Here is an 11,998-nt window from a genome sequence, read left to right as displayed (position 1 = left end):
TGAAGCTGCAAGTGTGGTCGTCGCGATCGCTGTTTGCTACATGTTTATCATCCCCGTCTGAGATCGGGGAAACGCTGCGCAGCTGCCTCGCGGCTTCGTTCGCCTCCGCGGGCTGACGCTTGCAGTCCAGCTTTCTGCGGAACCAATCTTCAGCCCATCGGTTAACCCTACATGCATGCATCTATGCCTCCAACAAGGCGATGGGAGAGACACATGAAAAGCGTCATCACCAGGCTGAAAGCGTTCCTGACGCCTTTTAAGGCGCGAACGGACCAGAAATCCTTCGGCAAGCACGACATGCACGTCGTCGTTCCAGACGCGGTGCGACTGCCTTTGCCGAGGGCACCCCGAGAGGAAATGAGCGTACCCGCTTCGATTAACGGGCGCGACCTCTCGACCGGCCGCCTGTAGGCGGCCACTTACCCAAACCAGAAAGAAAGGACAACAGAACGATGACAGATATTTCATCGGCACGAATCCTGATCCTGGCCACCGATGGCTATGAACGCTCTGAACTGCGTATACCCTTGGAGGAACTTCGCAAGAAGGGTGCGACAGTCAAAATCGCTTCCCTGAAGGCCGGCGAAATCAAGAGTTGGGATGAGAAGGACTGGGGCGATACCGTGCCCGTCGATCTCACCGTAGCGGATGTTCGCCTGGATGACTTCGATGCACTGGTCATTCCCGGCGGTCAGATCAACCCTGACATCCTGCGGACGGACGAAAAGGCCGTTCAGGTGGTGAAGGATTTCATCGCCAGCGGCAAAACGGTTGCTGCGATCTGCCATGGTCCCTGGCTTCTGGTGGAAGCGGACGCCCTTCGCGGCCGTACCGCAACCTCCTATCACTCCATCCGCACCGACGTGAAGAATGCTGGCGCCACCTGGGTGGACAAGGAAGTGGTGACCGACAAGGGCATCATCACCTCCCGCTCGCCAAAGGATCTGCAGGCGTTCGTCGCCAAGATCGTGGAGGAAGTGCAGGAAGGTCGCCACGAACGCCGTGCTGCCTGATCTGATGTGATCTTCAAAGAGACAAGAGAAAGGCCGCTTCAACTTTGGGGCGGCCTTTTGGTTTCAGGTGGACGCTGCTTTCTCGGCGGCATCCGTGAGGAAAGAAAGCAGGCGCCGTTCTTCGGCGCGCAAGCCGCGAAGCTGCGCATCCATGCGCTGGGATTTCCCAAACATTTCCTGCAGGGGCGATACATCCTCCGCCAGCGAAAGGATGCTGGGATGGATATAGCTGTTGCGACAAACAGCGGGCGTATTTTGCAGGCGCTCCGAAGCAGCATGCGTCAACAGCTTGATCCGCACTTTTTCTCCCGCCTTGTGTGCCAGCCAGGCCGCATTGAAGGCCGCAAGACTGCCACCCCATGTGCGGAATGTCTTGGCCGAAACCGGCAAGCCAGCCAGCTTCGCGAGATAGGCATTCAGGCGACCGGAATCGACCGGATGCGGCTGCCCGTCTTCATCCGGAAATGAGAACAGTTGGCGACCGGGCAGGTCGGCAATCTCTTCGAAGATGCGTTGCAGCCGTGGATGACGGATGGTGTGGCGCACGCGCTTGCCGCCCTTGGCGGTGAATTTGAGAACAACACTGTCAGCGGAAAGCGTCATGTGGCGCTTCAAGAGGGTCGTGGCGCCGTAGGTACGGTTTTCCTTGGCATAGGCACGATTGCCGACACGAAGATGCGTCGCATCCATCAGCGCCACAAGCGCTGCCAGCACGGCGTCGGGGCGATCCAGCCCAAGTGCCAGATCCCGCTCTACACGACGCCGGATGCGCGGCAGTGCATGCCCGAAGCGCACCAATTGATCGTATTTCAATTCGCTCCGAAACTGCTGCCAGGCGGTATGATATCGGTATTGCTTACGGCCCCGCGCATCGAAGCCCGTTGCCTGCAAATGCCCGTTCGGGTCAAGGCAGATCCAGACATTCTCATAGGCCGGCGGCAGACCGAGCGACTGTATGCGCTGCTTTTCCGGCCCGTCGCAGACCAGGGTCCCATCAGGGAGACGATAACAGAATCCCTTGCCTTTCCGCAGGCGGCGAATACCCGGCTCTGCATCGCTGACATAGATGAGCCCCACCGCTTCAAGAGCGGCAATTTCCGTTTCGAGAGTTCTGGTGACATCCATGTCACCTCAAACGGAAATGAAGCCCGTTCGTTCCGGCTTACGCGCTTTGCTCTTTATGAAGCTCTGTTGCAGCACGTTCAAAGGTTGAGCGAGGACCCGTTAGTGTCCAACGGAAGCCCTGTGGAAGATAATCCACATCCACCTGACCATTGAACGAAGCCGCTGCGTGCCGCTTGATGATCGTAGTGCCAAACCCGGTTGTGGAAGGTGCGTGCGTTGCAGGCCCGTCCGTCTCTTCCCAGCGGAGCTGCAGCAGCGGCGTTTCCGTCGGGCCCACAACCGGAGCCCAGCTTAAGGAAACTGAGCCTTCGGGAACTGACAAGGCGCCATACTTGACCGAGTTGGTGGCAAGCTCATGCAATACCAAACCCAGATTCTGGACGGCTTCCGCCCGCAGGATAAACTCATCGCCGGACACACGGACCCGCGATTTCGTCTCGCCGAATGTGTCCAGATGCTGCTCCACGACTCGGGACATGCTGACGCCCGCCCACTGCTCCTGCGCCAACAGCTCGATCGATTTCCCAAGGCCCTGCAAGCGATGGCCAACCGCACTTTGAAACTCGTCGACAGAGCTGGTGTTGCGTGCAATCTGGCGCATCATGGCCTGGATCAGCGTCATGATGTTCTTCGTGCGATGCACCAGCTCATGCATGATGAGATGAACCCTATCCTCTGCTTCGCTTCGATCGAACGAAGCATTGGACAATGCAATGGCGATCTGGTTCGCCTCACGAATCCGCGTCTCGATCGGCGAGACGATCTCGCCCTTGCCTATCTTCTCGGCCATGCCTGCGATCTGGCGGATGGGGATGCGCAATTGCCGCGCCACCAGATAGGCAAGCAAGAGTGAACCGGCAAATAGAACGAGGCTTCCGCCAACCAGATAACGCCAGGTGCTGATAAGTGTCGTCTGGGCATTGGCAATCGGCCCCCATATGACAACGCGCCAACTCCAATCCTGAAGCCGCGCATAGCCATACATCTGCCGGGAGGTGCCGCTGACATCCTCGATGGTGCCGCTGGCATCCGTCATCAGCGACAGCATATCCTGCGGCAACGGACTCGGATCACCGGCATTGGCGGCGGTGGAACTGACGACTTTGTTCGACTGATCCAGCACCGCAACGGACCATCCCCTTGCAAGGCCTTCCTTGTTGACTACCTTGCTCAACTCGTCGGCGTTCTGTGTGAGGACCATGACGGCACCGGCCGACTGCCTCAACTCCGGCGGAAGAGCCATGGCGACGTTGAAGACCCATTTCTTGCTGACATTGCCGATGAACACATCCGACACTTCCAGACGGTTCGATGCCAGCACCGACGCAAAGCTGGCCAGGTTACCGGTCGTGCCTAACGTCTGTCCGAAAGGAACACGCGTGTTCAGGATCAGTTCGCCATTATCGCGGATCAGGATGAGGTAGAGCCCCTGATCCCTCAGGCTGTCCTTTGTGCGTTCATGGAAATCCTGTAGATCACCGGTTCTGAGTTCGGGTGAGGTCGCGATCAATCTCAGCGTCGTCGACATGTCGCGAAGCTCGCGCTCCACGCCACGCGCAATCAGCCGCGCATCTTCCTGTGTGTCGTTATAAAGCGCACTGCGCTGCTGAGCTTCCAACCGCAACATCAGGAAAACGACGAAAACGATCATCGGCAATGCGATGACCGCAGCCAAGGCCAGCAGATAGCCGCCGATCGATGCCGTTGGGAAAAGCCTGGGAAGCCTCATAGGGTGCGCAGCGAACCCTTAGGGACAGTCAGTCGAAATCCACAGCATGATGGCCGCATCTTCATCTCCCTGGTCCCATCGCGAACATGACTTTGTTCTAAACGAGTTCGCATCAAGAACCAAGGTTGGATAGGGCTCAGCTACATTAGAAAGTTGAAGGAAGCGGCTAACCCTTCTGAATGGGACGATGGCCCTCATCGTAATGCGTGGACCACTCCGGCTCCGCCTTCTTCCCGGGCGGCAACTTGTGTTTCGTGGCATCTTCGGAACCGGTGATCACCGTCGGCTTTGCACTGGCCACGCCACTTGCGTCCCTCACGGCCTGGCTCTTCGCAAACTGGCCCTGGGCATCCCCTTGGATCGCCGTTTTGTCGGTGACTGATTTGTCCGCCATCTTCACCTCCATCGGATTGAAGCTCTGTAACCGAACCTCTGGTTCCGAGGTTGGTTCCGTGGAGAGATATGGCCGTAGCGATCACCTTGCCGCAGCAATGGCTTCGGGCAAGCGCTTCAACGCTTCATTGGTGGAAATCTGTCCGCTCAGTTGCTGGGTCACGACGTCAAGGATGGCGCCCTTGATGCCAGATGGTTGAGCATAGCCATGCGCGAGCGAACCCAGCAACGTGCCCTTCGCGGCAGCCTCGGCAACATCCTTCATGCCTTTTCGGGCACAGTCGTCAAACTGATCGCCCGGAACATCGGTGCGTGCAGGAACAGAACCTTTGACCGTATTGAACGCAATCTGAAACGAGGGTTCCTCAACGGCCGCGGCCATCTTCAACTGCGCATCGCGCTGTCGATCGCCCACATTGAACATGACGAATTGGTCGGCGTTGAAGAGAACACTGCCTTGGGTGCCAGGGAAGCGAATGCACACAAAATCCTGACCGGGTTTCTTCGCTGCCCGGATGAACTCGCCTTTGGCCCAGTCTCCCATTTCCTGCGCGCCGGCCTTACCGTCGATCACGAGGGACGTACTGACGTTCCAGTCACGCCCCGAAAAACCGGGATCGAGGTAAGACTTCAACTTGGTCATGCTGTCGAAGACCTTGCGCATTGTGGTGCCACTCAGCGCCGCCGGATCGAGTTCCAGTATCGCCTTCTTGTAGAAGTTGACACCTCCGATAGAGAGAACGACAGCCTCCCAGAGCGTGCCGTCCTGCCAGGGCTGGCCTCCATGAGCCAACGGAATAATGCCCTGGGACCTGAAATTATCCAGCATGGCGATCAACTGGTCGAAGGTTTCGGGGGGCTTGCCACCGGCCCTGTCGAGCGCCGCCTTGTTGATCCAGAGCCAGTTGGTGGAATGGATGTTGACGGGCGCCGCAATCCAATGTCCGTCATATTTTGCAAAGTCCTGCAGAGCGGACGGAATAACCTTGTCCCAGCCTCGCTTCTTGGCCAAGTCATCGAGATTGGCGACAACACCCATTTCGGCCCAGTCGCGAATATCGAAACCGAGCATCTGCACAGCAGTCGGGGGATCACCGGATGTCACGCGCGCCCTTAGCGCGGTCATCGCCTGCACGCCCGAACCGCCAGCCACGGCCATGTCCTTCCAGGTCACGCCTTGTTTTTGAAGATCCGTCTTCAGTGCATTGAGCGCGGCGGCTTCGCTGCCGGAGGTCCACCAATGGAGAACTTCAACACTATCGGCAGCCCTGACGACGCCGGCCAGAAGCGCGAGCATGATACCGCTTGACGCAAGGATCCTGGTTGAACGAAGTCCCATCGCATTGCTCCCTTTGCGTCCGAACTCCTCCACGGACAAGTTGACTTATAACGATACAAATTGAGACAGAGTCAACCTTTGCGGGTGCCCATGTTAAAAACATAACAAACAATCCGTTATGCAATAAAAAGAAGCCCGACGTGTGCCTGTCATGTTCCACTCGCGTCTCTTGCTTGATATGCATCACGGGGGAGCCGGAGTGATCCGGAACGGGGAGAATGCGAATGGCCGGCAACGGCGTGGAGCGAAAGCGCAAGCCGCGGACGACGACAGCGGCGCCTGATCTGCTGGGCAATGGTGGCAGGCCGACGTTGAAGACGATCGCGGAGATGACCGGGCTTGCGGTCACGACCGTCTCCCGTGCCTTGGCGGGGGCACCGCAGATCGCACTCGAAACACGCGTGCGGGTTGCTGAGGTCGCGCAGCAGATCGGCTATCAGCCGGACCGCGCTGCGCTTCGCCTGAAGACGGGACGCACCCATGTCATCAGCCTGATCCTGGACCCGCATGAGGAAATTCTGGGCTACGCGACGTCAATGATCAGCGGTTTGACGGAGGCGCTCCGAAACACGCCTTACCACCTGACCATTACGCCGCATTTTTCCGACATTCCGCAGATTGAGCCGGTGCAGTACATCCTGCGCAACCGCACGGCAGACGGCATCATCTTCAGCCGAACCGAGCCGCTAGACGAGCGGGTGAAGCTGCTGAGCCAATCCGGTGTTCCCTTCATCTGCCATGGACGAACGGAGCTGGCGACCCCTCATCCTTACGTGGATTACGACAACTACACCTTCGCTTACCGCGCAGCCCGAACGCTGATTTCCGCAGGTTGCCGCAAGCTGGCAATCATTCTTCCTCCCTGGCAGTTCACCTTCGCGCACCACATGCGCCATGGCTTCATGACGGCTATCCGCGAGGAGGGTCTGGCTTACGAGATCCCCGATACGATCACGATCGACAGCCAGTCAGATGAGATCCGCAATTGTTTTTACCACCGGTTCGGCGAAGCCGATCCGCCGGATGGCGTCATCTGTGGCGGCGAAGTTACGGCACTGGCAGTGATGGCAGCTGCTCACGACCGAAACCTGGCTCTGCAAAAGGATGTTCGCATCATTACCAAGCAGACCTCCGGCCTGTTCGACCAGGTAAGGCCGCGCGTGGAAACGATCTACGAAGATCTGTCAGAGGCCGGACGGCTAATGGGCGAACTGCTGTTGAAGCAGATCAACGGCGAAACCTCCATGAGCCAGCTTCAGCATCTCCAGCAGGTTGTCGTGCCCACTCCGTAGCACATTTCTCGTCACATCCGGATCATTCCGCCCTTCAACCGAGTTCTACATCCGTAACGGAAGAACAAGGAGGATGCCCCATGGCCAATGCCAACTCGAAACATATGGGTCCCGGCAGTCAGGGCAAAGGCACCGGCACCGGTGCAATGACCGACATCGAGCGCGACAAGATCCCCGAAAACTTCGTGCTTTCAAACCGCGACAAGGCCCAGCACTCACGCGAGCGTGGCCTGGACAGCAAGGCAATCCAGACGGAGCAATTGCAGGATCACGAAGCCAATCATCTCGATGATGAGGTTTGACAATTTTCTCACGACATCTTGAGAGGGCATCAACTTTTGCCCTCTCGACCCATCCCGGGTTGCATTGTCTTGGATGAAGCGTAGGCTGCTTTCATCGTCGGCTTAGACTTTCAAGGCGCCGACGGCTGGAAGACCGGGTTTAACGCCTGACGCGCTTTCGCCGCCTTATGTGCAAGGAGGCCGAAACATGAGACAGACCGCACCCTTAACCCTAGAACCGCAGGATCTGGATTTCCTCCAGAGCTATTTCGACTCCGTCCGGCATGACAAACGCATCGATATCAATAGTCGCGCAGCAACCGACCTCGCTTCCCAGATCATCGAGCTTTACGAAGACGGAGCCCGGAACCGGGAAGAACTGGATAGCCGCATCAGCATCTGACTATCGTTTCGCCTGCAAGTCTCGCTCGTCGCGCATCAGATAGATGCGCGTCAGAATATCCAAGTGATGATCGAGCCAGTCTGCCATGGCGCGTTCCTGCTCCATGATTTCCTCAAAGACCGTCTTCGCTTCTGTATCACCAAGCTCGTCGGCCGCGGCAGCAAGAACGCGGTAATGGGCAATCTCCGCATGCTCGAAGGCATAGGTCGCCTTGGCGGCCTTGATAATTTCATCTCCTGCCAACAATCCACCCACGCCTTGCGTGGTTGCCGCGATCCGCGCGGCCAGATCCTTCACCGTTGAAGCGCCACCAGGATAGCGATCAAGTAGCGCCTTGAGCCTGGCCGCCTGATCTTCTGTCTCGGCCAGATGCCGCTCTAGCCTTGCCCTGAAATCGGGATAGTTTTCGATCCGCTTTATCTGCGCACGGATCATGGCGATCGCCTGGTTCTCCATGGCATGGGCGTCGCGCAGCCAGATCAGGAAGTGATCCTGCATATGGGTCATCGGCAGCCTCCCTGGTGGTTGAATATCGAAGATGAACGCGCAAGGGTCGCGGCCGTTCCCGATCAGCTCCTCTGAAAACCGTGATGGAACGATCTCTGGGCGCATGTGTTGCTGGAACGAGACATGATGGAGAACGCCATGCCAGACCCCAGAGAACCGAGCGAGCAGCCGCCCATGCCGGCACCTGTCTGGAGGCCGGAGCCGCCGATCCAGGAGCCCGATCCGGATCGCTTGCCGGATGAGACACCCCTGCCCAATCCGGACGAAACCCAGGAGCCGCCCATGCATATGGGCTATTGATAACGCACAAATTGGGAAGAAGGAGATGCAACCATGCTTTCCAGCTTCTTTGATCACCATGCGCATTCCGAGCGGCGCGACATGAAGGCCGGTCCTGGGAATCCCGGCAAAAGTGGCATGGGCAAGCTGATTGCCGCCGCGACCGCCATTCTGCTGGCAGGTGCCATCGGCGTGCTGGTGACCGATCAGGACAAGGGAAACACCCCACAACCATCGCCGCACGCAATCCAGCAATAGCGCCTGCGCGTCGCGTCATGCCCCTGCCGGAACTCCGGCGGGGTTGATTGCGTTTGTGCGGAGAAAACTGTGTTTAGGGGAATACCGACGTGGATCTGTCCTTGCGCAATCCGATGTGGAAGCGATCAGTCGAAACCAATGCCATCATCAGCCCCGGCTATAATGCCTGGCGCGGAGGACGGGCGGCTCAGGCTGCCTTCCTGATTGATGGAGCCGAATATTTTACGCGCCTCGAACAAGTGCTGAAAAAGGCAACGCAGTCCATCTTCATTGTAGGATGGGACTTTAATCCGGATATCCGGCTGCGACCGCAAGATGAGGGGAGCCCGACGCTGGGCGAAATTCTGCGTGCTAGGGTGGACGCACACGATAACCTTTCCGTCCGCATCCTCGTCTGGGGCATGGGCCCCGTCTATTCCGGCAAGAGCCTCAGGCTGTTTCAGAAATCCGGTGTGCTGGATCATCCTCGCATCCACCTGCATTTCGATTTTCGCCATCCCTTGCGGGCAAGCCATCACCAGAAAATGGTATGCGTGGATGATGCGGTGGCCTTCCTTGGCGGCATAGACCTGACCGCCCGTCGCTGGGATGACCGCAGCCACGCAATCCCCAACCCGTTGCGTTGTTCGCCCGATGGCAATTGCTATGGCCCCGTGCATGATATGCAGGCCATCGTGGCCGGTGAAGCCGCAATGCTTGTGGGTGACGCCTGCCGCAAGCGCTGGAAAGCGGCGCTTGGCGAAAACCTCACCGCTTCTTCGATAGGCATATGGCATGAACTTTGGCCAGAGGATCTAAAGCCCAGCCTCACCGACTGCCCGGTGGGCCTTGCGCTGACGGAACCGTGGCGCTGGAAGGGCCGCAAAGGTCGGCGCGAGGCGATCCGCCTCACCCATGATGCCTTGCGTGCTGCCCACCGTCACATCTATCTGGAATCCCAGTACCTTGCCTCTTTTGGCATAGCCCGTACGCTTGCCAAGCGCTTGAAGGAACCGAATGGACCCGAGATCGTGGTGCTGGTCACCCGCGAGTCGCACGGCTTCCTGGAAAAGGTTATGATGGGCAACAATCGCGACCGCTTGATCCGTCACCTGAAGCGCGCCGATCGATACGGTCGTCTGCGCGTCTTCTACTCGGTGACCCAGGATAAGGATGGCAAGGAGCACGAAATCATCGTGCATTCCAAGCTGGTCATCATTGATGACCGCTTCATTCGCGTCGGATCATCCAATCTCAACAATCGCTCCGAAGGTCTCGATACGGAATCGGATCTGGCTTTTGAACCTACGGACGACGCGGGACGTCAGGCAGTCCTTGCCCTCAGAGATGAGCTGATTGCCGAGCACCTGGATGCTGACCCGGCAGAAATTACTGCAAGCATCACTGAGACCGGCTCGTTGATCCGCACCATCGAGCGCTTCAACCGAAAGCCAAGGGGGCTTCGCGCCTTCTCGATCGACGTGCTGCGCGGTGAAACGGAGTCCCTGCCCGGTACGGCGATCGTTGATCCGCGCCGCCCCTTCTGGCCATTCCAGCAGGTGCGCGTCGGAACCCGCTGGGCGCTGTCACGCCTGGCGCGGAGCTGGCTCTGAGCCACCCTCCCGCTGCTGATGACGGAAATAGGCCTCGCTGATCAGGAAGATCGGCAGGCCAAGGCAGAGCGGCACGAAATAATACAACACCCGGAAGGCAACCAAGGCGCCGATGGAATCCGACTCCGGCAGCAGCATCAGCATGGTTGCTTCCAGCACCCCAAGACCGCCCGGCACGTGGCTCAGCATGCCGGCAACGGTTGCGGTGACATAGGCCGAGGCCACCTGCAGATACCCCGCTTGAGTGAAGGTCAGCAGCAACTGATTGAGAGCCGCCGCGACGAAGGCAAAATTCAGCGTGCCGATGGCAACCTGTGCGACACACATCAGTGGCGTTGGCATCTCCATGCGGAAACTGCGGAATTTCAGCGGCGGACGACCCCAGACCGAGCAAATGAGATAGGCAACCGGGTAAACAAGAAAGGCAAGCCCCAGCCAGAAGCGCTGGGCTTCCGTCAGATCCAGGAGGTTCTGCCCCGTTGGCGGCATTAGCAGCAGCACAATCCCGGCAAGTGTACTAAGCCCAAGCAGCACAGTCGCACCGCAGAACAGAATGACCTTGGCAACCTCGTCGCCCGTAAGACCCCAGCGCGCATAGAAGCGGTACCGGACCGCACCGCTCGAGAGCGCAGCACCGCCAACATTATGGCCGATCGAAAGGGCTGAAAAGGAAGCGACCAGCGCCCGGCGGAAGGGTTGCGGATGGCCCACATAACGCAGCGCCAGCCAGTCGAACATCGCCAGGCACAGATAGGAGGCGATGACAAAAAGGGCGCCCGTAACGATCCGCAGAACCGGCAGCATCGCCATTGAGGCCGTGATGTCCCCCCAGCTGTAACGGCTGAGGCTTCGATAAACGAGCACCGCCGCCACGGCGATCAAGAGCGCGATGATGATCCTGAACAGGTGTCGTGTCACGGGCAGCCTTTCGCATCCTGATGGGAGAAGAAGACGAGAGCCTCTTCCGACATGGGGAACGAAACGCCGGGGAAAGGGGTTCCCTGCGGCATGACCGAACCCTCACCAAATACGCCCTCCTTGCCCTCCCGGACCATCCGTATCCTCAGCTACAATGTTCACAGTTGCGTGGGCACCGATCGCAAGCGGGATCCGGCGCGCATTGCCGACGTGATTGCGGAGACGGGTGCCGATATCATCGGCCTGCAGGAACTTGATGTCGGCAGACGCCGAAGCGGCGGCATCGATCAGGCGCAGGCGATCGCCAACCACCTGCGTATGGACTTCCACTTTCACCCGGCGTTGCGCGTGGCCGAAGAGCAGTATGGCGATGCAATCCTGACCGCCCTGCCTTTGCAGCTGAGGCAGGCCGGCGGACTCACATCCGTGGGCGAGCCGCGCGGCGCCTTGTGGGCAGATGTGGAAGCGCATGGTGAACGGCTGCACATTGTCAATACGCATCTGGGCCTGACACGGCGAGATCGCGTACGCCAGATGCGCGAACTGCTCGGCAGGAGCTGGCTGGGCAACTCTGAAATCCGCAAGGGCAAGAGCCTGTTGATTGGCGACTTCAACTCGATCCCCTCATCAGCGCCTTACCGCATGGTGAAACGCCACATGAAGGATGTCGTGCAGGATCTGGGCGAGCTGGCTGGTGCCACGTTTCCATCGCGGTGGCCCCTGCTGCGGCTGGACCACATTTTCGTATCGGAAAGCCTTCGCCTACGGTCTGTGGAAGCAGTTCGAACGCCCCTGGCGCGCCTCGCCTCCGATCACCTGCCATTGCTGGCCGAAGTGGCGTTCTGAACACGCAACCAACCCGTCAGATT

The 11,998-nt window shown here is 58.8% G+C and carries 15 protein-coding genes; 9 read left to right on the top strand and 6 right to left on the bottom strand.

The annotated features are described in order from the left end of the window. Window positions 1–213 precede the first annotated feature (213 nt). The gene (locus Q2T52_RS19330) at window positions 214–411 is read left to right on the top strand and encodes a hypothetical protein (protein WP_302078468.1); all 198 of its coding nucleotides are present in this window, start codon (window positions 214–216) and stop codon (window positions 409–411) included. A 41-nt stretch (window positions 412–452) separates the two neighbouring features. Continuing rightward, window positions 453–1,013, top strand: a complete 561-nt coding sequence (locus tag Q2T52_RS19325; RefSeq protein WP_302078467.1) for a type 1 glutamine amidotransferase domain-containing protein — start codon at window positions 453–455, stop codon at window positions 1,011–1,013. A 63-nt stretch (window positions 1,014–1,076) separates the two neighbouring features. On the opposite strand, the gene Q2T52_RS19320 is transcribed toward Q2T52_RS19325, so the two are convergent. From Q2T52_RS19320 to Q2T52_RS19305, 4 genes are all read right to left on the bottom strand, one after another. After that, window positions 1,077–2,138, bottom strand: a complete 1,062-nt coding sequence (locus Q2T52_RS19320) for a DNA topoisomerase IB (RefSeq protein ID WP_302078466.1) — start codon at window positions 2,136–2,138, stop codon at window positions 1,077–1,079. 37 nt (window positions 2,139–2,175) lie between these two features. Continuing rightward, on the bottom strand, window positions 2,176–3,867 hold the full coding sequence (locus Q2T52_RS19315) for a sensor histidine kinase (protein ID WP_302078465.1): 1,692 nt from the start codon (window positions 3,865–3,867) through the stop codon (window positions 2,176–2,178). Window positions 3,868–4,033: 166 nt separating this feature from the next. Beyond that, entirely contained in the window at window positions 4,034–4,261 is a 228-nt protein-coding gene (locus Q2T52_RS19310; protein ID WP_302078464.1) for a hypothetical protein, read from the bottom strand. Between the two features lie 81 nt (window positions 4,262–4,342). Further along, the gene (locus Q2T52_RS19305; RefSeq protein ID WP_302078463.1) at window positions 4,343–5,599 is read right to left on the bottom strand and encodes an ABC transporter substrate-binding protein; all 1,257 of its coding nucleotides are present in this window, start codon (window positions 5,597–5,599) and stop codon (window positions 4,343–4,345) included. Between the two features lie 224 nt (window positions 5,600–5,823). Between Q2T52_RS19305 and Q2T52_RS19300 the strand changes: the two genes are divergently transcribed. The 3 genes from Q2T52_RS19300 to Q2T52_RS19290 all read left to right on the top strand — a co-directional run bounded on the left by Q2T52_RS19300 (window position 5,824) and on the right by Q2T52_RS19290 (window position 7,575). Continuing rightward, window positions 5,824–6,891, top strand: coding sequence for a LacI family transcriptional regulator (locus Q2T52_RS19300; RefSeq protein WP_302078462.1), 1,068 nt, complete (start codon window positions 5,824–5,826; stop codon window positions 6,889–6,891). A gap of 80 nt (window positions 6,892–6,971) precedes the next feature. Next, window positions 6,972–7,193 (top strand): hypothetical protein, encoded by a 222-nt coding sequence (locus tag Q2T52_RS19295; protein WP_302078461.1) that lies wholly within the window; start codon window positions 6,972–6,974, stop codon window positions 7,191–7,193. A 187-nt stretch (window positions 7,194–7,380) separates the two neighbouring features. Further along, window positions 7,381–7,575 carry a hypothetical protein gene (locus Q2T52_RS19290; RefSeq protein WP_302078460.1) on the top strand — a complete coding sequence of 65 codons (195 nt, stop codon included), beginning with the start codon at window positions 7,381–7,383 and terminating at the stop codon, window positions 7,573–7,575. Here the strand turns inward: Q2T52_RS19290 and Q2T52_RS19285 are convergent, their stop codons facing one another. Beyond that, the gene (locus Q2T52_RS19285; protein WP_302078459.1) at window positions 7,576–8,082 is read right to left on the bottom strand and encodes a ferritin-like domain-containing protein; all 507 of its coding nucleotides are present in this window, start codon (window positions 8,080–8,082) and stop codon (window positions 7,576–7,578) included. Between the two features lie 138 nt (window positions 8,083–8,220). On the opposite strand from Q2T52_RS19285, the gene Q2T52_RS19280 reads away from it, so the two are divergent. The 3 genes from Q2T52_RS19280 (at window position 8,221) to Q2T52_RS19270 (ending at window position 10,211) form a co-directional block, all read left to right on the top strand. Beyond that, window positions 8,221–8,382 carry a hypothetical protein gene (locus Q2T52_RS19280; protein ID WP_302078458.1) on the top strand — a complete coding sequence of 54 codons (162 nt, stop codon included), beginning with the start codon at window positions 8,221–8,223 and terminating at the stop codon, window positions 8,380–8,382. A gap of 33 nt (window positions 8,383–8,415) precedes the next feature. Continuing rightward, window positions 8,416–8,619, top strand: a complete 204-nt coding sequence (locus Q2T52_RS19275) for a hypothetical protein (protein ID WP_302078457.1) — start codon at window positions 8,416–8,418, stop codon at window positions 8,617–8,619. 89 nt (window positions 8,620–8,708) lie between these two features. Beyond that, the gene (locus tag Q2T52_RS19270) at window positions 8,709–10,211 is read left to right on the top strand and encodes a phospholipase D-like domain-containing protein (protein WP_302078456.1); all 1,503 of its coding nucleotides are present in this window, start codon (window positions 8,709–8,711) and stop codon (window positions 10,209–10,211) included. Here Q2T52_RS19270 and Q2T52_RS19265 read toward each other — a convergent pair. Beyond that, on the bottom strand, window positions 10,185–11,129 hold the full coding sequence (locus Q2T52_RS19265; protein WP_302078455.1) for a lysylphosphatidylglycerol synthase domain-containing protein: 945 nt from the start codon (window positions 11,127–11,129) through the stop codon (window positions 10,185–10,187). The two genes, Q2T52_RS19270 and Q2T52_RS19265, sit on opposite strands and share 27 nt — an antisense overlap. 120 nt (window positions 11,130–11,249) lie before the next feature. Between Q2T52_RS19265 and Q2T52_RS19260 the strand changes: the two genes are divergently transcribed. Next, complete coding sequence (locus Q2T52_RS19260; protein ID WP_302078573.1) at window positions 11,250–11,975, top strand: endonuclease/exonuclease/phosphatase family protein; 726 nt, start codon at window positions 11,250–11,252, stop codon at window positions 11,973–11,975. Window positions 11,976–11,998 lie beyond the last annotated feature (23 nt).

It is taken from the genome of Rhizobium oryzicola (assembly GCF_030504645.1).
Taxonomy (GTDB): Bacteria; Pseudomonadota; Alphaproteobacteria; order Rhizobiales; family Rhizobiaceae; genus Neorhizobium; species Neorhizobium oryzicola.
This window is presented reverse-complemented; position numbering and strand designations above follow the sequence as displayed.

What these genes read in the sequence shown, in the direction of transcription:
- Q2T52_RS19315 (WP_302078465.1), bottom strand. Translation starts at nt 3,867, where the DNA reads ATGAGGCTTCCCAGGCTTTTCCCAACGGCATCGATCGGCGGCTATCTG.
- Q2T52_RS19325 (WP_302078467.1), top strand. Translation starts at nt 453, where the DNA reads ATGACAGATATTTCATCGGCACGAATCCTGATCCTGGCCACCGATGGC.
- Q2T52_RS19275 (WP_302078457.1), top strand. Translation starts at nt 8,416, where the DNA reads ATGCTTTCCAGCTTCTTTGATCACCATGCGCATTCCGAGCGGCGCGAC.
- Q2T52_RS19330 (WP_302078468.1), top strand. Translation starts at nt 214, where the DNA reads ATGAAAAGCGTCATCACCAGGCTGAAAGCGTTCCTGACGCCTTTTAAG.
- Q2T52_RS19320 (WP_302078466.1), bottom strand. Translation starts at nt 2,138, where the DNA reads ATGGATGTCACCAGAACTCTCGAAACGGAAATTGCCGCTCTTGAAGCG.
- Q2T52_RS19295 (WP_302078461.1), top strand. Translation starts at nt 6,972, where the DNA reads ATGGCCAATGCCAACTCGAAACATATGGGTCCCGGCAGTCAGGGCAAA.
- Q2T52_RS19300 (WP_302078462.1), top strand. Translation starts at nt 5,824, where the DNA reads ATGGCCGGCAACGGCGTGGAGCGAAAGCGCAAGCCGCGGACGACGACA.
- Q2T52_RS19305 (WP_302078463.1), bottom strand. Translation starts at nt 5,599, where the DNA reads ATGGGACTTCGTTCAACCAGGATCCTTGCGTCAAGCGGTATCATGCTC.
- Q2T52_RS19310 (WP_302078464.1), bottom strand. Translation starts at nt 4,261, where the DNA reads ATGGCGGACAAATCAGTCACCGACAAAACGGCGATCCAAGGGGATGCC.
- Q2T52_RS19285 (WP_302078459.1), bottom strand. Translation starts at nt 8,082, where the DNA reads ATGACCCATATGCAGGATCACTTCCTGATCTGGCTGCGCGACGCCCAT.
- Q2T52_RS19280 (WP_302078458.1), top strand. Translation starts at nt 8,221, where the DNA reads ATGCCAGACCCCAGAGAACCGAGCGAGCAGCCGCCCATGCCGGCACCT.
- Q2T52_RS19290 (WP_302078460.1), top strand. Translation starts at nt 7,381, where the DNA reads ATGAGACAGACCGCACCCTTAACCCTAGAACCGCAGGATCTGGATTTC.